This window comes from Caulobacter sp. 05T431 (assembly GCF_056665975.1).
On sequence record NZ_JBFTKU010000026.1, the window covers coordinates 1 to 18,785 of the forward strand.

Annotated in this window: 19 protein-coding genes and 1 pseudogene; 15 read left to right on the top strand and 5 right to left on the bottom strand. The window is 69.1% G+C overall.

What is annotated here, in order from left to right; genetic code table 11:
- Positions 1-536: 536 nt before the first annotated feature.
- Positions 537-977: an RrF2 family transcriptional regulator gene (locus tag AC1U89_RS20555; RefSeq protein WP_029907369.1), complete on the top strand. Its 441-nt coding sequence runs from the start codon at positions 537-539 to the stop codon at positions 975-977.
- 83 nt (positions 978-1,060) lie between these two features.
- Here AC1U89_RS20555 and AC1U89_RS20560 read toward each other — a convergent pair whose 3' ends face one another.
- Positions 1,061-1,492 (bottom strand): CBS domain-containing protein, encoded by a 432-nt coding sequence (locus tag AC1U89_RS20560; RefSeq protein ID WP_479901501.1) that lies wholly within the window; start codon positions 1,490-1,492, stop codon positions 1,061-1,063.
- 204 nt (positions 1,493-1,696) lie between these two features.
- On the opposite strand from AC1U89_RS20560, the gene hfaA reads away from it, so the two are divergent.
- Genes hfaA through hfaD form a run of 3 tightly spaced genes read left to right on the top strand, consistent with a single transcriptional unit; the run spans position 1,697 to position 4,332 of the window.
- The gene (gene hfaA, locus AC1U89_RS20565; RefSeq protein ID WP_479901502.1) at positions 1,697-2,173 is read left to right on the top strand and encodes a holdfast anchoring protein HfaA; all 477 of its coding nucleotides are present in this window, start codon (positions 1,697-1,699) and stop codon (positions 2,171-2,173) included.
- A complete protein-coding gene (hfaB, locus tag AC1U89_RS20570; protein WP_479901503.1) occupies positions 2,163-3,176 on the top strand; it encodes a holdfast anchoring protein HfaB in 1,014 nt (337 codons plus the stop codon). Before hfaA ends, hfaB begins: the two co-directional genes overlap by 11 nt.
- Positions 3,142-4,332 (top strand): holdfast anchor protein HfaD, encoded by a 1,191-nt coding sequence (gene hfaD, locus AC1U89_RS20575; RefSeq protein WP_479901504.1) that lies wholly within the window; start codon positions 3,142-3,144, stop codon positions 4,330-4,332. Before hfaB ends, hfaD begins: the two co-directional genes overlap by 35 nt.
- A 511-nt stretch (positions 4,333-4,843) precedes the next feature.
- Here hfaD and AC1U89_RS20580 read toward each other — a convergent pair.
- A pseudogene (locus tag AC1U89_RS20580) lies at positions 4,844-4,919 on the bottom strand (hypothetical protein); the annotation flags it as partial.
- Positions 4,920-5,621: 702 nt separating this feature from the next.
- Here AC1U89_RS20580 and AC1U89_RS20585 point away from each other — a divergent pair.
- The 5 genes from AC1U89_RS20585 to AC1U89_RS20605 all read left to right on the top strand — a co-directional run bounded on the left by AC1U89_RS20585 (position 5,622) and on the right by AC1U89_RS20605 (position 11,472).
- The gene (locus AC1U89_RS20585; RefSeq protein WP_479901505.1) at positions 5,622-6,041 is read left to right on the top strand and encodes a curli assembly protein CsgF; all 420 of its coding nucleotides are present in this window, start codon (positions 5,622-5,624) and stop codon (positions 6,039-6,041) included.
- A 2-nt stretch (positions 6,042-6,043) separates the two neighbouring features.
- Positions 6,044-6,832 (top strand): CsgG/HfaB family protein, encoded by a 789-nt coding sequence (locus AC1U89_RS20590; protein WP_479901506.1) that lies wholly within the window; start codon positions 6,044-6,046, stop codon positions 6,830-6,832.
- Between the two features lie 85 nt (positions 6,833-6,917).
- Complete coding sequence (locus AC1U89_RS20595) at positions 6,918-7,979, top strand: hypothetical protein (RefSeq protein WP_479901507.1); 1,062 nt, start codon at positions 6,918-6,920, stop codon at positions 7,977-7,979.
- A 79-nt stretch (positions 7,980-8,058) separates the two neighbouring features.
- Positions 8,059-8,406, top strand: a complete 348-nt coding sequence (locus tag AC1U89_RS20600) for a hypothetical protein (RefSeq protein ID WP_479901508.1) — start codon at positions 8,059-8,061, stop codon at positions 8,404-8,406.
- Positions 8,407-8,532: 126 nt separating this feature from the next.
- Positions 8,533-11,472, top strand: coding sequence for a M16 family metallopeptidase (locus AC1U89_RS20605; RefSeq protein WP_479901509.1), 2,940 nt, complete (start codon positions 8,533-8,535; stop codon positions 11,470-11,472).
- A 146-nt stretch (positions 11,473-11,618) separates the two neighbouring features.
- Here the strand turns inward: AC1U89_RS20605 and AC1U89_RS20610 are convergent, their stop codons facing one another.
- Positions 11,619-11,762, bottom strand: a complete 144-nt coding sequence (locus AC1U89_RS20610; protein ID WP_479901510.1) for a hypothetical protein — start codon at positions 11,760-11,762, stop codon at positions 11,619-11,621.
- A gap of 71 nt (positions 11,763-11,833) precedes the next feature.
- Between AC1U89_RS20610 and AC1U89_RS20615 the strand changes: the two genes are divergently transcribed.
- The 4 genes from AC1U89_RS20615 (at position 11,834) to AC1U89_RS20630 (ending at position 13,845) form a co-directional block, all read left to right on the top strand.
- Complete coding sequence (locus AC1U89_RS20615) at positions 11,834-12,817, top strand: LysR substrate-binding domain-containing protein (protein WP_479901511.1); 984 nt, start codon at positions 11,834-11,836, stop codon at positions 12,815-12,817.
- A 53-nt stretch (positions 12,818-12,870) separates the two neighbouring features.
- Positions 12,871-13,077 (top strand): DUF3126 family protein, encoded by a 207-nt coding sequence (locus AC1U89_RS20620; RefSeq protein ID WP_479901512.1) that lies wholly within the window; start codon positions 12,871-12,873, stop codon positions 13,075-13,077.
- 70 nt (positions 13,078-13,147) lie between these two features.
- The gene (locus AC1U89_RS20625; RefSeq protein ID WP_051695082.1) at positions 13,148-13,426 is read left to right on the top strand and encodes a type II toxin-antitoxin system Phd/YefM family antitoxin; all 279 of its coding nucleotides are present in this window, start codon (positions 13,148-13,150) and stop codon (positions 13,424-13,426) included.
- On the top strand, positions 13,426-13,845 hold the full coding sequence (locus tag AC1U89_RS20630) for a PIN domain-containing protein (RefSeq protein WP_479901513.1): 420 nt from the start codon (positions 13,426-13,428) through the stop codon (positions 13,843-13,845). Before AC1U89_RS20625 ends, AC1U89_RS20630 begins: the two co-directional genes overlap by 1 nt.
- Here AC1U89_RS20630 and AC1U89_RS20635 read toward each other — a convergent pair.
- Positions 13,842-15,113, bottom strand: a complete 1,272-nt coding sequence (locus tag AC1U89_RS20635; RefSeq protein WP_479901514.1) for an MFS transporter — start codon at positions 15,111-15,113, stop codon at positions 13,842-13,844. The genes AC1U89_RS20630 and AC1U89_RS20635 overlap by 4 nt on opposite strands.
- A 69-nt stretch (positions 15,114-15,182) precedes the next feature.
- Between AC1U89_RS20635 and AC1U89_RS20640 the strand changes: the two genes are divergently transcribed.
- The gene (locus AC1U89_RS20640) at positions 15,183-15,839 is read left to right on the top strand and encodes a TetR/AcrR family transcriptional regulator (protein ID WP_479901515.1); all 657 of its coding nucleotides are present in this window, start codon (positions 15,183-15,185) and stop codon (positions 15,837-15,839) included.
- Complete coding sequence (locus AC1U89_RS20645) at positions 15,836-16,522, top strand: GNAT family N-acetyltransferase (RefSeq protein WP_479901516.1); 687 nt, start codon at positions 15,836-15,838, stop codon at positions 16,520-16,522. The genes AC1U89_RS20640 and AC1U89_RS20645 overlap by 4 nt, the downstream gene beginning before the upstream one ends.
- A 199-nt stretch (positions 16,523-16,721) precedes the next feature.
- On the opposite strand, the gene AC1U89_RS20650 is transcribed toward AC1U89_RS20645, so the two are convergent.
- Positions 16,722-18,710: an OPT family oligopeptide transporter gene (locus AC1U89_RS20650; protein WP_479901517.1), complete on the bottom strand. Its 1,989-nt coding sequence runs from the start codon at positions 18,708-18,710 to the stop codon at positions 16,722-16,724.
- Positions 18,711-18,785 lie beyond the last annotated feature (75 nt).

The window sequence follows — 18,785 nt, forward strand, 5'->3', positions numbered from 1 at the left end:
CCTTCTAGAGAAGAGCGCCAACCAAGTCAAGTAAGAATTTCCAGGAAACTCTTTCTAGACTTGAAGGACCCAGATCCGAATTCTTGCGAACTCTTCACCAAACCCTCCGGAGCCGCGCTTTCTAAGGAAAGCTAAACCCCCTGTCAACCGACCTTCTCACTTTCGTCTATGAGCTGGCCGAGGCCGCTTCGAAGGACAAAAGCGCGGCGACGAAGCCCTTGAAGACAGGGTCTTCGCAAATTCGTCACCGAGTCGATTGAGGCTGCGGAACCTAGCGATCCACCCTTTCGAATGCAAGCCCCGGAGGGCTCGAATTCGTCCGGAAGGCCGTGGCCCCGAAGCGAGGGCGGTGTTTAGCCACCGCCCCGGAGAGTCGCAACCGCAAAAGCGACCCGATCAATCGCACGCATCGCATTGTCTGTGTGTGGATCTGTGAATGGTTTGACGCCCGGCTCGTCCACGCCCTCGGGGCGACGACGCTTGCGCCACCCCCTCCCCTGGCTCCATAGACCTCCACAAGAGGAGGCCTCGCGTCCATGTTGTCCCAGAAAGCGCGTTACGCCCTGCGCGCCATGATCGAACTGGCCCGGGAAGACGGGCAGGTCACCGCCGGCGAACTGGCCGTCCGCGCCGACGCGCCGCGCAAGTTCCTCGAGGCCATACTTCTTACACTGGCGCGCCAGGGCCTGGTGATCAGCCGCCGGGGCAAGTTCGGCGGCTATCTGCTGGGGCGGGAACCGGCCCAGATCAGCTTCGCCGAGATCATCCGCCTGGTCGACGGCCCGCTGGCCCTGACCCCGTGCGTCAGCCGGACCGCCTTCCGCCGCTGCGAGGACTGCCGCGACCTGGCCACCTGCGCCCTGCGCGAAGCCCTGCTGCGGGCCCGCGACGCCACGGCGGCGGTGCTGGAGGGCTACAGCCTCGCCGACGCCGTCGCCGGTTCGGGCGCGGAACTGCTGGAAGAGCCGGCGTCCTGAACGACGCTCTATATAGGCGCCCTATATAGAGAGCGGGGACGCCCCTTCCCGGACCGCCCCGCCAGGGCCTTCGCGGCGCGGCCTCAGCCGGCCGCGATATAGGCCTTCAGCCCCTCGGCCTCGGCCTGGGCCTCGCTGATCTTGTACTTCACCAGGTCGCCGATCGAGATGATGCCGGCCAGGCGCTTGCCCTTGCAGACCGGCAGGTGGCGGATCCGACGATCGGTCATGCGCTCGAGCAGGGCGTCGACGGTCTCTTCCGGCTGGGCGAAGACCACGTCCTTGGTCATGCAGGTGGAGATCGGCCTGGACAGGGCGGCCGCCCCGCCCTCGGCGATCACCCGCACGATATCCCGTTCGGACAGGATGCCGGCGATCGTCTCGTCCTCCTCGAGCACGACCATGGCGCCCACGCGCCGGGTGTGCAGCAGGGCCGCGGCCGCGCCCACCGTCTCGTTCGGCGAGGCGGTGAAGACGAGATCGCCCTTGTCCTTCAGGATCTGAGAAACCAGCAAAGCTTAATCCTCCCTGAGACTTATATTTCGAACAGGGTCTCGCAAAGCGGCCCCCTTATCAATGGGCCGCGCGCCGGGCGGGGCGCTTATTGTCGCGACCCAGCTTAACCAAATCGCGAGACCTTCGGGCGTAGACCGAACGCTGTCCGATATTGGCACGGGGGTTGCTTGCCGTTCGGACACGTCGGTGTTCACGAGGTCCAGATGGCTGCGAGTGTGAAGAAACTGCCGGGCGCCGGCCGCCTGCTGGCGATCAGCGCTGCCGTTCTGGCCCTGGCCGCGGCCGCGACGGGCCTGGTGCTGTCGAGCCCCGCCCGCGCCCAGACCCTGGACGCCAACTCCGCCTCGTTCAACGCCGGCTACGGCCGCGTGGCCGGCTCCGAGAACCACGTGGTCGAGTACTCGACCCGCGACGCCAACGGCAACCGGGTGATCGTCGACGGCGTCATGCTGACCGGCGCCGACCAGAGCGTCTATTCGTCCAGCCACTCGTCGGGCTCGCTGGACAGCTATTCGGGCGTCGGCTCCCTCGGGGGCTGGGGCAGCTCCACGGCGATCGGCAACAACCTGACGGTCGTCACCCAGGGCAACAACAACACCGTCATCGTCAACTCCAGCCAGATCAACAACGGCAATATCAGCGCCGGAACGAACGTCGGGAAATCGGGCAATGGCCAGTAAGCGCCTCCTCCTTCTGCTGGCGGGCGCCTGCGCCGCGCTGAGCGCGTGCGGCGGCGTCCCCAAGTCGATGACCGACGGCAACTACGCCACGCCGATCGGTTCGGCGCCGGTGACCGCCAACCCCACCCCCTACACCGCCGGCCTGGTCTGCCTGGCCCAGTACGCCCGCGCCAACCACGTGGTCGCGCCGCGCGTCGCCATCGGCCGCATCGCCGACTACACCGGCAAGGAAGAGTCCGACGGTTCGGGCCGCAAGGTCACCCAGGGCGCCTCGCTGCTGGCCATGACCGCCTTCGCCAAGGCCGGCATGCCGATGGTCGAGCGCTTCGACACCTCGGTGTCGGAGTACGAGCTGAAATACGCCAACAACAAGCTGATCTCCGACAACCCCAAGCCGGGCGCCGACGCCCCGGCCGACTACCGCCGCATCCTGGCGGGCCAGGTCCCGGGCTCGGACTTCTACGTGGCCGGCGGCATCACCGAGCTGAACTACAACATCCGCTCGGCCGGGATCGACGCCTATGCCGGCGACAAGGACACCGACGGCCTGAAGGGCAACTTCCGCCGCCGGGTGTTCGTGATGAACATCGCCCTGGACCTGCGCCTGATCAACACCCGCACGCTGGAGGTGGTCGACGTGATCTCCTACCAGAAGCAGGTGGTTGGCCGCGAGATCAGCGCCGGCGTCTTCGACTTCCTGAACGGCAACATCTTCGACATCTCGGCGGGCCGCGGCGCGCTGGAGCCGATGCAGCTGGCCGTGCGCTCGCTGATCGAGCGGGCCACCATCGAGATGAGCGCCAACCTCTACGGCATGCCGGGTCCGCAGAGCTGCCTGCAGTTCGACCCCTACGCCGGCAACACCGTGGGCGCGACCGGGGCCTTCGTCCCCGCCTACAACAACCTGGGAACCAACAATGCGCAGACCCGCGAAGACCCGTCTCGCTGGAACGATCGCAGCGATCCCAATGTGCGTGATGCTGGCAAGCGGGGTCGCTACTAGCCAGACCGTCCCCGTCCAGGGCTCGAACGACCAGCTGAACGTCGGCGGGATCTTCGCCGACCAGACCCTGAACGTCGTCACCGCCGACGAGGGCGTCACCGCCACCACCACGGCCGGGGGCAACACCTTCGGCGCGACCACCGTCAACGCCGACGCCGGCCTGACCTCCAACCAGGTGAACCAAGGCGCGATCGGCGCCCATGGCGTGGTCAACGTCTCAGGCTCCATGGGCGACTCCAGCACCGTGACCACGACGGCCGTCGGCAACAGCGGCACGGCCACGGCGGCCCACGGCACGCTGAGCGGCTTCATGGTCCAGACCAACAGCGGCGCGGTCACCGCCCGCAGCCAGATCGAGGGCGAGACCGCCCAGGCCGGCGACGTGATCGAGACCAGCTCGGCGGCCGGCAACAGCCAGGGCCTGCTGATGGTCAACGGCGCGATGGGCGCGCGGGTCAGCCAGAACAACYAGGCCGACGTCGCCGCCGACGGCGGGGCGGTGCTGCAGTACGTGGCCGGGACCGCGGTCGTGGCCGGCACGGCGGCGGGCAACAACATCGACCTGACCGGCGCCAACCAGTCGGCCGCCCGCGTGATCACCGACCAGAACAACGGCGCGGCCAATGTCACGGCCACCAAGTTCACGGCCTATGGCAACAGCTACCTGACCACCACGGCGGCCACGGCCTCGGGCAACAACCTGAACGCCAGCAACGACGGCACCCTGCTGGACGTGGCCAGCCACCAGTACAACACCGCCTATGTGCGGGCCCAGGCCGAGGAGACCTCGTACCAGTTCGGCGGCGCCCAGGCGACGGCTTACGGCGTGGGCAACTCGGCCATGGCCAGCAATAGCAACGGTCCCGGCCTGGTGCTGGACAACGTCCAGGTCAATGACGGCGGCGGGGTCGAGGTGATCGCCAGCTTCGACGGCCACGACGGCTATGACGCCGGGGCCAGCGCCACGGCGATCGGCAATGCGGTCAGCGGCTATGCCTGCAACCTGTGCAGCGGCACGATGACGGCCACCAACAGCCAGTCCAACAATGTCGACGTCAGCGCCCGCTCGACCGTGACCGTCCGCTCGTCGGGCCGCGCGGTCGTCGGCGTCTCGACGGCGACGGGGAACAACGCGACGTTCTCGGTGACGAACTAGGGGCGTCAGGGGCGGGACTCCTTTTCCAACGGACCGCGCGGCCACCCCTTGCCCCCTACGGACCGCTTCGCGGTCGTCTTCCCCCAGAGGGGGAAGAGGCCGTGAGCGCGCGCCCTCCGCCCCCTATGGGGGCGGACAGACCGCGAAGCGGTCAGGTGGGGGCAAGTGGGTGTGATCTCACGCCAACGGCTGTGAGCTGATGGAAAGGGCTGCGGAGCGCCGGACACCGTCCGGAGTTTGAAAAAGAATACCGTTTCGACGAAGCCCGATCGCTCCGCGCGGTCGTTATCCGGAAGCCTGCGGMGCTGAGCCCTGTTCGGACCTCGCCGCCTTGAAGCCTCCGACGGGCGGGCTGGATCAACGATCTCCAGTCCCGGACCGCGAGCCTGTCAAAGCTCGCCTGCTGCTCGATCGACCCTCACGTCACGTCGTATCTGTGGACCACGCCCGACCGGCACCAGAGCCGTGAGGTTGTTCCAGCCCCTACCGAACGCGGACCGGATCCGACAGAGCTTCCCGCTCGATCGCCCCCCGCCGCCGCATCGGTCGCTGGCCATGCGCCCTTTCCCGCGTCGAGGTGGGATGATTATGCGGCCGCCGGGAAACCCTGCGGGGAATAAAGATTTAGCGCAGCGATATCAGCGGGTTGGTCGGCAATGAGGCGGGGATACGCACCCCAAACCCCTCTCTCTTTGAGAGAGGGAGGGGCCCGCCGCCGCCAGGCGGTGGGAGGGTGAGTGGTTTCACCGTTGGCCGGTAAACCCAGAGCCGTCGAGCCTTTTCGCAAGAACCCAGACCGCCGCCGTCTATAGGGCCGCTAATGCAGAACCGTCTTCGTCATCGCTCCATCCTGAAAGACTGTAACCACTCACCCTCCCACCGCTTCGCGGCGGGCCCCTCCCTCTCTCTAAGAGAGAGGGTTCTGCGAGCGCGCCCCCTCCTCCGGCAGAGCCCAACGCCCGTCGGCAGAACGGATTTCAATATTCGGAAAATGTCCGCACCCGCATTTCACCCATCATTGAAATAGAGACTTCACGCGCCCCAAGCACCCACAAAACTAGGTAGATGACCTGATTGACTCCCCCAAACCCCGGGAGCAAGGGTTCTGGCATTGTGGCGCCGCTTGACGGGCCGCCGTCGAGCCGATCGCCATCCAGGATGGCTTCGCTATGCACAGTTTCATTTGCGCATCCCCCGGCGGGCGGATGCGAAATCTCGCCGGATCGGGCGAACGAACCCTCGCGCCTTGTCGTCGGCGGGGTTCGCACCGAAGGACCTGGCCAAGGGCCTTGCTCGCCGCCGGCGCGGCGCTGGGCCTGTCGCTGGCGGCGACACAGGGCCTGGCGACCGACCTGCGCTACGCGCCGATGTCGCCGAACTTCGGCGGCTTCAACCCCGTGGGCTTCCAGATGGCCCAGTACGAGAAGTCGCTGAAGGCCGCCCAGGCGGCCGCCGAGGCCGCGGCGGCGCGCGCCGGGACGCCCAGCGATCCGAACGCCGCCTTCGTCAACGCGATCGTCTCGCAGCTCAACGGCATCGTCGCCCAGACCATCGCCCAGAGGATCGCCAACGCCGGCGACGGCCAGGCCGGCACCATCCAGTCCGGATCGGTGACCATCACCTACATCAATTCGGACGGGCAGCTGAGCGTGACCATCACCTCGCCGACCGGCACGACCACCCTGGTCATCCCCTCCGGCGGGGTCTGACCATGAGGGGGGGCAAGGCGCTGGCCGGACTGATCGCGGCGACCGTCCTGGCCGGCTGCGTGACCGCGCCGGTCCATCCGCCCGAAGTGCAGACCCAGCCGGACTTCACCCTGCCGCCCGCCCCGCCCCGCGCCCTGACCGTGGGGGTCTACAGCTGCATCGACACCTCGGGCCAGCGCCGGCCGACCAAGCTGCCGCAGGAGCTGAGCACCGCGGTGCCCATGGACTGCACGCCCTATCTGATCGACGCCGTGCGCTCGGTGCCCAGGGGCTATGTCTATCTGGTCGAGCGCCAGCACGTGGACGAACTGCTGCGCGAACGCCAGCTGGCCACCCTGGCGCTCAACACCCCGCCGGACACCACCGCCCCGGCCGCCGGCCTGGAGGCGCTTCCGCCGCCGCCAGCCCGCCGCCTGATCACCCTGAGGGTCGCCGAGATCCTGCTGATCGGCCAGGTCGTCGCCTATGACCGCGCCACGCGCCAGGCGGCCGGCGGCTTGGCGGTCAACGGCACGGGCGGCAGCGGGGAATACGTCACCGACCTGGTGACCTTCAGCCTGCGCGCCGTGGCCGTCCAGACCGGCGAGGTCCTGGGCCAGACCACGGTCAGCAAATCGGTCACCTCGCTGTCGATCGGCGGGCACATCTCCAAGATCTACGACACCTCGACGGTGGAATTCGAAATCGGCGGCGCGGGCAACGAGCCCGTGGGCCTGGCGCTGGGCGCGGCCGTGCGCAGCGCGCTGTTCGCACTGATCAACCAGGGGCTTCGCGACGGATGGTGGTCCTGAACGGGTCTCCACATAAGGGAGAGAGGAAATGTCTCAGTCTCAACGGGCCAGGGGCCGCCTAGGACGAACCGTCAGGCTCCTGCTGATGGCCTCGGCCGCTTGTGTGGCCATGGGGGCGGCCGCCGACGTCGCCCTCGCCGCCAACACCCTCAACATCGACATCAGCAGCGGCGGCACGGTGCGGTCCCTGCGGATCCGGCAGGACAATGTGGGTCCCACCCACGTGATCAGCGCCAACGGCGCCACCAACGGCGCGGCCCTGCCCGTGCGGGGCGCATGGAACAGCATCGCCATCACCCAGCTCGGCCAGAGCAACACCCTGGCCGGGGCGATCACCTCCAGCGCCTCGACCACCGCCTCGCTCAGCCTCACCTACGGCTCGGGCGTGACCGGCGGCAACAACCACCACAGCCTGACGATCGGCGGGACCACGGCTCCGGTGAACCCCAGCGTCACGGTGGCCGTCATCAATTCCGATCCGACCAACGCGACCAACACCATCACCGACGTGCTGGACGGCTCCAGCCTGACCTACGCCCTGACGCTGAACGGGGCCGACAACACCGTCAGCAACACCCTGGCCGCCACCGGCGCGATCAATGTGACGGAGACGATCAACGGCGGGGCCCTGGGCGTCGGCAACACCGTGACCAACACCATCACCGGCGCGACCTCGATCACCGGCACGATCACCATCGCCTCGGACGACAACGTGGTGACCAACACCTCGAACGGGGCCGGAGCCAAGACCTTCAGCGTCACCCTGCCCAGCGGCGGCGCCGACGGCAACACGATCAGCAACGACTTCACCGGCGGCTCCGGGACCCAGATCTCGAACCTGACGGTCAACGGCGTCACCTCGCGCGTCGATTACGGCGTCGTGGCCAGCGGCGCGGGTTCGACCCTCAATACTACCCTCACCAACACGGTGGGCGCGGCGGGGGCGGCGGGCGTCGTGCGGGTGGTCCAGACGGGCGCCGGCGCGTCGTTGGGCCTGACCGTCAACGGCGGGGCCTTCACCATGGGCTCCGACACGGTGGACAGCCTGACCGGCGGCGTCCTGGTCACCCAGGCCAGCCCCGGCGCCACCGCCAACCTGATCGTCACCGCGGGGGGCGATGGCTACACGTTCGCGATCAGCCAGTAGGGCCCCAGCCCTCGCCCTGCTGCTGACGTCGGCGGCGGGAGTCGTCCTGACGACACCCGCCGTCGGCTGCGCCGCGACCTTGCTGATCTGCAGGGTGTTCGACACCGCCACGCCCCCGATCCGTCCGCTGGTGGTGCCGGCCGGGTCGCTGTTCCGCGACACCGGGCGTTCGGACGATCCTCTGGCGGCCTTCACCGGCGACGCCTGGTCGCTGCGGCTGGAGACCGTGGGCGACACGGTGATCCCCTCGCTGCGCGCCTGCGCCCGCTCGCCGGTGCGGATCACCAGCGACTCCAGCGTCAAGGCCGTGTCGGCCAACGACAACCGGACCTTCGTCTACGCCGGCTCCAACCTGCTGCTCGACGCGCCCGAGACGTCGGAGGAGATGTTCGGCCTGACCGGCAGGATGCTGGACCAGGCGCCCTGAGCCCCACGCGCGACACGCGCCGTGATCGACATGGAGCGTGGCCGTTTCGCCCAACCGACGCCTTGCTTGCGCCACGCGCTCCGGCCAAGGTGCGCCCCCTCCGATGCTCTATCTTCAAGGTCGCACATGATCCGCGTTTCGCGCCTGGCGCTCGTCCTCTCCGCCGGGCTCAGCCTCTCCGCCTGCGCGACCCTGTCCCACGTGATGCCCGGCGGGAAGGACGAGGCCGTCGCGCCCGCCGCGACGCCGGCATCGACGCCCAAGGCGTCCCACGCGCTGCCGCCCAAGACCTCTGGCGTCCCGACCATCGACCAGGTCAAGCCGGGCCAGTGGCCGCAGGCCGTCTCCGACGTCGCGCCCGACCCGCGCGTGCGGTTCGGCGTGCTGCCCAACGGCATGCGCTACGCGATCCAGAAAAACGCCACCCCGCCCGGCCAGGCCGCCCTGCGCCTGTGGTTCGACGCCGGCTCGCTGGACGAGACCGACGCCCAGCAAGGCCTGGCCCACTTCCTTGAACATATGGCGTTCAATGGCTCGAAAAACGTGCCCGAAGGCGAGATGATCAAGATCCTCGAGCGCCACGGCCTGTCGTTCGGCGCCGACACCAACGCCTCGACCAGCTTCAGCGAGACCACCTACCAGCTGGACCTGCCCAAGACCGACGACGACACGGTCGACACCTCGCTGATGCTGCTGCGCGAGGCCGCGGGCGAGCTGACCATCGCGCCGGACGCGGTGGATCGCGAGCGCGGCGTGGTGCTGTCGGAGGAACGCACCCGCGACAGCCCCGGCTATCGCACCTTCGTCAACACCTTCGGCTTCCAGCTGCAGGGCCAGCGCCCGCCCCAGCGMCTGCCGATCGGCAAGACCGACATCCTCAAGACCGCCCCGGCCCAGACCATCCGCGACTTCTACCAGGCCTGGTACCGGCCCGAGAACGCCGTGGTCGTGGCCGTGGGCGACTTCGACGTCGACGCCATGGAGGCCAAGATCAAGGCCAGGTTCGGCGACTGGAAGGGCCAGGGCCAGCCGGGCGTGAAGCCCGACCTCGGCCCCGTCGCCAAGCGCGGCCTGACCGCCAAGGTGCTGGTCGAGCCCGGCGCCCAGACCTCGGTCCAGATGGCCTGGGTCCTGCCGCCGGACCTCGAGCTGGAGACCCGCGCCAAGGACAAGGAAGAACTGGTCAAGGCCCTGGGCTTCGCCGTGCTGAACCGCCGTCTGACGGTGCTGACGCGCTCGGACAATCCGCCGTTCATCGTCGCCGTGGCCGTGCAGAACGACCAGGAGCACGCCGCCGACATCACCACCCTGGGGGCCACGGTCCAGCCGGGCCACTGGGCCGAGGCGCTGACCGCGCTGGACCAGGAACAGCGCCGCATCGTCCAGTACGGCGTGCGCCAGGACGAACTGGACCGCGAGATCGCCTCGATGCGCGCCGGCTTCGTGGCCGCCGCCGCCGGCGAGGCCACCCAGCGCACCACGGCCCTGGCCGGCGCCATCGTCGGCACGCTGGGCGACCGCGAGATCGTCACCAGCCCGTCCCAGAACCTGGCCGTCTTCGACGAGGCCACCAAGGGCCTGACCGCCGACAAGGTCTCGGCCCTGCTCAAGGCCCAGTTCGCCGGCTCCGGCCCGCTGATCACCATCCCGACCCCGACCGCCATCGACGGCGGTGAGAAGGCCGTGACCGACGCCTACGCCGCCTCGGCCAAGGTCGCCGTCGCCGCCCCGGCCACGCCGGGCGTCACCAACTGGCCCTACGCCACCTTCGGCGCCAAGGGCGCGGTCGTCGAGCAGAAGGACGTCACCGACCTGGACACCGTCTTCGTGCGGTTCGCCAACGGCGTGCGCCTGACGGTCAAGCCGACCAAGTTCCGCGACGACCAGATCCTGGTGAAGGCCCGGATCGGCCACGGCCTGCTGGACCTGCCGTCGGGCGCCCAGTCGCCGATGTGGGGCGGCTCGGCCTTCATCGAGGGCGGCCTCAAGCAGATCAGCACCCAGGACATGGAGCGGGTGCTGAACGGCAAGGTCTACAACGCCGGCCTGGGGGTCGAGGACGACGCCTTCAGCCTGTCGGGCCGCACCCGCCCCGAGGACCTGGACACCGAGCTGCAGGTGCTGGCCGCCTACGCCACCGAGGGCGGCTGGCGTCCCGAGGCCTTCAACCGCATCAAGACCTATTACGGCTCGATCCACGACCAGCTCGAGTCCACCCCCAGCGGCGTGATGGGCCGCGACCTGGGCGGACTGCTGCACGGCGGCGACGGCCGCTGGACCTTCCCCAGCCGCCAGCAGATCGCCGGCGCCACCCTGGACCCGCTCAAGTCCGCGGTGTCCGGTCCGCTGGCCGCCGACTCCATCGAGGTGGTGATCGTCGGCGACACCACGGTGGACAAGGCCGTGGCGGCCGTGGCCCAGACCTTCGGCGCCCTGCCGGCCCGTCCCGACACCCCGGCCCCGGCCGGGGCCGAGAAGGCGCCCTTCCCCGCGCCGTCGAAGACCCCGATCGTGCGCACCCACAAGGGCCGGGCCGACCAGGGCCAGCTGTTCATGGCCTGGAAGACGGACGACCTGTTCGCCGACCTGCAGCGGGCCCGCAACGTCCAGGTCCTGGCCCAGGTGATGCAGCTGCGGCTGACCGACGAACTGCGCGAGAAGCAGGGGGCCACCTATTCGCCCTCGGCCTCGGCGACGGCCAGCRTGGCCTTCACCGGCTGGGGCTATCTGGCGGTCAGCGTCGAGACCCCGCCGGACAAGATCGACGGGGTGATCGCCAGCATCCGCCAGATCGCCGCCGACCTGCGCGACAAGCCGATCACCGCCGACGAGCTAGAGCGCGCCAAGAAGCCGCGCATCGACCAGATCGAGAAGGCCCGCGAGACCAACGAGTACTGGCTGGGGTCCCTGTCGGGCGCCCAGACCGACCCGCGCCTGCTGACCGCCACCCGCTCGGTGCTGGCCGGCCTGCAGCGCGTGACCGTCGCCGACGTCCAGAAGGCGGCCCAGACCTTCCTGGGCGACGACAAGTCGTGGACCATGATCGTCAAGCCCGAGGGGAAGTAACCCCAAGACATCCGCTCATCCCGGCGAATGCCGGGACCCAGATGGAATGGCTTTGAGGCTGACGCCAAGGGCGCTGAGCTCATCCTACCCGACACACCGCTATGGGATCTGGGTCCCGGCATTCGCCGGGATGAGCGGATTTAGGATTATCGGCAGGCGATCAGGTGGACCTGATCCTGCGGTGGCGGGCCGGAGGGATGGGCGAGAGCCCCGTAGGCCACGAGACCCCAGATCGCCAGCACGGCCAGCCATTCGACGGGGGTGACGGGATAGGGCCTGGGCGGTTTCATGGCGCCGTTATCCGACGGTTGCCCTTCCGCGAATAACGACTTATCAGCGGGCATCTGTGAGGTTTCGTCACATGGTCGCCCGATCGCTCCCGCCGCTCAACGCCCTGCGCGCCTTCGAGGCGTTCGGCCGGCGCGGGCGGATGACCCTGGCGGCCGACGAGCTGTGCGTGACCCACGGCGCGATCAGTCGCCAGATCCGCCAGCTCGAGGACCACCTCGGCGTCGCCCTCACCGAGGGGCCGCGCAACCGCCTGATCCTGACCGAGACCGGCCTCTCCCTGGCCCGGGCCCTGACCCTCGCGCTGGACCAGATCGAGGCCGCCCTGCCCCGGCCCGCGGGGTCCGGCGATGGGACGCTGGTGGTCTCGTGCCTGCCCACCTTCGCCATGAAGTGGCTGATCCCGCGCCTGCCCGGCTTCGTCGCCGCCCATCCCGACATCCAGGCGCGGATCGTGGAGTCCAACGGCCCGTTCGACTTCCGCGCCGACGGCGTGGACCTGGCGATCCGCATGCGCCTGCCCGACGCCCCGCCCTCGCCGGACGCCGACGTCACGCCGTTCCTCAAGCACTATGTCGGCCCCGTCGCCGCGCCCGACCTGGCCGCCCAGGTCCGCGACGTCGACAGCCTGGCCGACCTGCCCCGGCTGCACACCCGCACCTTCCTGGAGAGCTGGAGCGAATGGGAGGGCGCGGCGGGGCTCAAGGTCCCGCCCGCGCCCGTGAACCGCGAGTTCGACCACTATTTCTACATGCTGGAGGCCGCCGCCGCCGGACTTGGCGTGGCGCTGAGCCCCTTCGCCTTCGTCGAGAACGACCTGGCGTCCGGCCGGCTGGTCGCGCCGCTGGGCATGATCCCCGGCCAGGCCCAGGTTTGCGCCCTGACGCCCAAGGGCAAGGCCACCCGCGCCGCGCGCCGGTTCCGCGACTGGCTGGTCGCCCAGGGCGCGGCGACGCCGCCGCCGCCCGGCTCGCAAGACGCCTCAGGGGCCGGTTCTCAACAACCGGTCGAGCGCGCCGGAGCAAAAGCCCTTACACTTTCGCGTCCGGCCCTCTAGTTTCCGCCGATCCCCCGCGCCCCCGCGCGCCCCACCGATATCAGGAGCCCGTCATGGACGCCGCCACGATCACCAAGCTCGAAGCCCATCTGAAGCGCACCTTCGGCAACCCGCACATCGCCCTGAAGGCCCGCCCCAAGCAGAAGGATTCGGCCGAGGTCGAGGTGAAGGGCGAATTCATCGGCGTCGTCTTCCAGGACGAGGACGAGGACGGCTCGTTCATGTTCGAAATGGCGATCCTGGCCGAAGACCTGGAATAGGCCTCGCCACGGCTTGGCGAAAATGACCACTTTGACTATCTTTCAGTCGAAGTGGTCATTGGAGGGCGTGATGCCCGATGGAACCTGGAGCCTGGCCGACGCGAAGGCCAAGCTGAGCGAAGTGGTCGAACGGGCCAAGACCCAAGGCCCTCAGCATCTGACCAAGAACGGCAAGGACGCCGCCGTCGTCCTCTCGGCGGAGGACTACCGACGGCTCAGCGAGGCGGAAGCCAACACCGCCAAGCCGCCCCCCAGTTGGCTCGATCCTCGCTACCGCGTTCTCAGCGACGAAGAACACGCGCGATTGTTCACCCGTGACCCGGATCCGGGGCGGGTGATCGAGTTCTGATGTTTCTGCTCGACACGAACGTCCTGTCGGATTCCACCAAGCTGATGCCGCATCTCTCGGTGACCCGATGGCTGGGTGCGCAATCCCGTTCGACGCTGTTCGCCAGCGTCATCAGTCTGGCCGAGGCGAACTACGGAATCGAAAGACTTCCCGCGGGCCGAAAAGCCGACAGCCTGCGCCATTGGCTCGGCAGCGTGATCGTCGATTTCGGCGAACGCATGCTGCCCATCGACGCGCAGGTCGCCATGGCGCAAGCGCGCATCCGCCGTTCGGCCGAGAACGATAGGCGGACTATGCCCGCGAACGACGCGTTCATCGCCGCTACGGCGGAGGTCCACGGCCTCACCCTGGTGACTCGCAACGTCCGTGACTTCGAAGCCTGGGGCGGGCCGGTGTTCAATCCGTGGGACGCGGATTAGGAAGCGGTCGCCGCCGCGACCATCCCCCGCCGCACCATCAGCGACGCCCCGGCCGCCAGCAGCCCGGCCACCCCGGCGATCACGAACGCCTCCATGTACTGCCCCTGCTGAGCGCGGATCACGCCCGCGCCGATCGCGGCCGTCGCCGCGCCCAGCTGGTGGCCCGCCCCGATCCAGCCGAACACGATGGGCCCGTCGCGGTCGCCGAACGCTTCGGTGGCCAGGCGCACGGTCGGCGGCACCGTGGCGATCCAGTCCAGGCCGTAGAACACCGCGAACACCGACAGGCTCATCAGCGAGAAGTCCGAGAACGGCAGGTAGATCAGCGAGAGCCCGCGCAGGGCGTAGTACATGAACAGCAGCTTGCGCGGGTCGTAGCGGTCGGTCAGCCAGCCCGAGGCCGTGGTGCCGAACAGGTCGAACAGGCCCATCAGGGCCAGCAGGCCCGCCGCCTTGACCTCGGGCAGGCCCCGGTCGCCGCAGAAGGCGATCATGTGCACGCCGATGAGGCCGTTGGTGGTCAGGCCGCAGATGAAGAAGCCGCCGAACAGCAGCCAGAAGGTGCGGGTCTTGCTGGCCCGGTGCAGGGCGCCGAAGGCGGCGGCCAGGGCGTTGGAGGCCGAGCCCTTGGGCGGCGGGGTCCAGTCGTCGGGCGCGCCGAACGGGCGCTGGCCGATGGCGTCGGGGCTCTCGGGGATCAGCAGCCAGCAGATCGGGGCCATGATCGCCGCGACCGCGGCCACGGTCAGCACCACCGGCCGCCAGCCGCCGTGGTCGGCGATCCAGGCCATGGCCGGCAGGAAGATCAGCGAACCGGTGGCCGTCGCCGCCGTCAGCAGGCCCAGCATCAGGCCGCGCCGCTGGACGAACCAGCGATTGACGATGGTCGCGCCCAGCACCATCGCCACCGCCCCGCTGCCGACGCCCGCCATCACGCCCCAGGTGGCCACGTACTGCCAGCTCTGGGTCATGAAGGCCGACAGCCCGGTCGAGACCGCCATCAGCAGCAGGGCCAGGCTGATCGTGCGCCGCACGCCGAACGACTGCATCAGCGCCGCCGCGAACGGCCCGGTCAGGCCGTAGAGGAAGATGCCGATCCCGGCGGCCAGGGAGATCGAGCCGCGGTCCCAGTGGAAGGCCTTCTCCAGCGGCAGGATCAGCACGCCCGGCGCGGCCCTGAGGCCGGCGGCCGACAACAGGGCCAGGAAGGTCGCGGCCGCGACGACGAAGGCGTAGCGGTTTCCGAGGGTGCGGCGGAGAATCTGCATGCGATGTAACCGATCGGTACGGGGCTTGTCGCCTTGCATACGTACCGGTAAGTAACATCGTCAAGAGCCATGGCCAAGAACGACGAAAAAACCTCGGATCCGAAGCCCTTCGAGGGCGAGGTCCCCGATCACCACCTGCCCTACGGCCCCGGGCCGCGCGCGGCCGAGCGCATCTTCGAGACCGCGCGGGACCTGTTCTATCGCGAGGGCATCCGGGCGGTGGGGGTCGACGAGATCGTCACCAAGGCCGGGGTGACCAAGCCCAGCCTCTATCGCGGCTTCAAATCCAAGGACGAGCTGGTGGCCGCCGTGCTGCGCGAGGTCGAGGTCGGGTTCTGGGGCCGCTTCGACGCGGCCGAGGCGGCCTTTCCCGACGATCCCAAGGCCCAGATGGTCGCCTTTTTCGAGGGCCTGTCCGCGCGGTCGGGCGGGGCCGACTATCGGGGCTGCGCGCTGAGCAACGCCGTGGTCGAGTATCCGGACCGCGACCACGCCGGCCGCGCCGTGGCCCAGGTCCACAAGCAGGACCTGCGCGCGCGGCTGCGGGCCAAGGCCGCGGAGATGGGCGCCGCCGACCCCGACGCCCTGGGCGACGCCATGATGCTGCTGGTCGAGGGGGTCTTCACCTCCAGCCAGATGTTCGACGACGACGACAAGCCCGCCCTGGCCGTGGTCGGGGCGGTGAAGGCGTTGATCGGGGCTTATTGCTCCCCAAGTGAGGGATGATGAGCCATCCCCTCGACCGCCCCGTCTGGTCCGCGTTCACCAGCCGCCAGTCGCACCTGGCCCTACGCGACGGCGACGCCTTGCGCGTCGATCCCGAGATCGGCCTGTTCGTCGCCACGGCCGACCATGCGCCGCGGACCCTGGCCGCCCTCTCCCGCCTGGTTCACGCGCATCCGGGCGAGGTGGGGATCGTCGAGCGATTCGACCCGCCGCCGGTTCCAGGAACGGTGGTGACACGCCGGGCGGTGCTGAACCAGATGGTCGCCGAGACCCTGGTCCAGCCCCGTCCCGTCGATTTCGAGATCACGCCCCTGACCGACGCCGACAGCCCCGAGATGGTGGCCCTGGCCACCCTGACCGCGCCCGGCCCGTTCTTCTCGCGCACCCATCAGCTGGGCGAGTTCGTGGGCGTGAAGGTCGATGGCCGCCTGGTCGCCATGGCGGGGGAGCGGATGCGACCCGAGGGCTTCACCGAGGTCAGCGCCGTCTGCGCCCACCCCGACCATCGCGGCAAGGGCTACGCCGCCAAGCTGATGCTGCACGTGGCCCACAAGATCGCCGCACGCGGCGAGACGCCGTTCCTGCACAGCTACGACCACAACGCCGGCGCCATCGCGCTGTACGAGGCGCTGGGGTTCCGGTTCCGGTGCGAGCAGGTGCTGACGGTGCTGGCTCCCCTCTAACCCGCTCATCCCGGCGAATGCCGGGACCCAGATCCTGTAGCTGGGTGGCTGATTGGACGAGCTCAGCGCTCCTGGCGTCAGCCACACCACCATTCCATCTGGGTCCCGGCATTCGCCGGGATGAGCGGATCATTGGACAAAGAAAAAGACCCGGAAAGCTTTCGCCCTCCGGGTCCCTTGTCCGTCTAGCTCAGCGCGATCACGCCTCGATCTGGTTCGCCGACTTCCGCGCCCAGCCGTACAGCACGAACACCACGACGGCCGCGGCGATCAGGGCGAAGATCATGCCCAGGTGCTCGGGGGGCGCGAAGGGAACCTCCAGGGGGCCGGGCTTCTGGGTGGCGACGATCAGGCCGGCCAGGGCCACATTGAACAGGCTCTCGCCGACGATGAAGCCCGAGGCGATCAGCACGCCCAGGCGCTTGGCCGCCTCGCCCATCCGGTCCTTGTCGACCATCTTGTCGTAGACCCATCCGATCACCGCGCCGACCACGACCGGGGCGGTCACGGCGCTGGGCAGGTAGATGGCCAGGCCCACGCCCAGGGGCGGCAGGCTGAGGCGGCCGTTGCTGGTGCGGCGCAGGAGGATGTCGACGATGACCAGGCCCAGGCCGATCAGGGCGCCGTAGCCCAGCAGGCTCCAGTTCAGGTCGTGGGCGATCACGCCCTTGGCCAGGGTCGAGATCAGGGTCGCCTGCGGCGCGTCCAGCGGCTTGGCGCCGGCCACGGTCGACAGGTTGGCCGCGCCCGAGAAGCCGTTCGACTGGTTCAGCAGCTCCAGGACGAAGGGGATGACGATGGCGCCGGCGACGACGCCGATGATCAGGGCCACCTGCTGCTTCCACGGCGTGGCGTCGACCAGCTGGCCGGTCTTCAGGTCCTGCAGGTTGTCGTTGGCGACCACGGCCACGGCCAGCACCATGGTGGTGACGTAGAGGGCGTAGGCGACCAGGGCCTTGGCGATGTCGGGGCCGATCACGCCGCGACCGACGACGCCGACCATCAGCGAGGCGCCCAGCACGGTCAGGATGGCGATGCCCGAGACCGGGCTGTTGGACGAGCCGATCAGGCCGGCCATGTAACCGCAGACGGCGGCGGCCAGCAGGCCGGCGACCAGGACGTAGCCGATGCCGATGGCCACCAGCGGGGCGGCTAGGCTGGTGATCGGTCCGCCGGTCAGGAAGTTGGCCAGGAACCAGCCGGCCGGGGCCAGCAGCAGCAGCGAGACCAGGCCGACGATGCCGATCGGGATGTCCTGCTCGGTGCGGGGGATGTCGCCGCCGCCGGACTTGCGGGCCTTGTTGGCCTCGAAGGCCGACATCAGGCCGGCCCAGATCGGCAGGGCCAGCTTGCCCAGGGTCCAGATGGCGGCCGCGCCGATGACGCCCGCGCCCATGAACCGCACCTCGGTCTTCCAGACGGTCAGGGCGTGCTTGGCGACGTCGACGCCGGGCATCGGGTGCAGGGTGGTCATGACGGGGACCAGGATCCCCCAGGCGATGGCCAGGCCGGCGAACATGGCGACGCCGACGGTGATGCCCATCAGGTGGCCCGCGCCCATCAGGGCCAGCGAGCTGGACCCGCCCAGGCCGGTCGCGCCGGAGCCGACCTTGAAGTAGCGCGCCACCTCGGCGGCGAAGATCTTGGCCGCGGCCAGGGCGGCGAACAGGGCCGAGGCGACGGTGCCCAGCACCACGGCGATCAGGCCCTTCTGCCCTTCGGCGGCGCCCGCGCGCGAGCCGGTGCCGACCTTCAGCACCTCGGCGGCGGCGACGCCTTCCGGATAGGGCAGGTCGGAATTGGTGACCAAGGCCCGCCGAAGGGGAATGGTGTACATCACCCCCAGCACCCCGCCGACCAGACAGGCCCCGAAGGTGGCCAGGAACGGCACGTGGCCCCACCAGCCGATCATCAGCAGGCCCGGCAGCACGAAGATCACCGACGACAGCGTCCCCGCCGCCGAGGCGATGGTCTGGACGATGTTGTTTTCCTGGATGGTGCCGGTCCGGAACAGCTGCAGCAGGGCCATCGAGATGACGGCGGCCGGGATCGACGTGGCGAAGGTCAGACCCACCTTCAGGCCCAGATAGACCTGGGCGGCGGTGAAGACCACGGTGATGATGATCCCGATCAGGATCCCCCGGATCGTGATCTCAGAACGTGGAATCGCGGCGGCGTCGGACGGCATGAAGGGTCCCAAAACAGTTAAGGCGGCCGGACCTTGCACGTCCGACCGCCCCAAACTCAAGCCTTGTTCCGCATT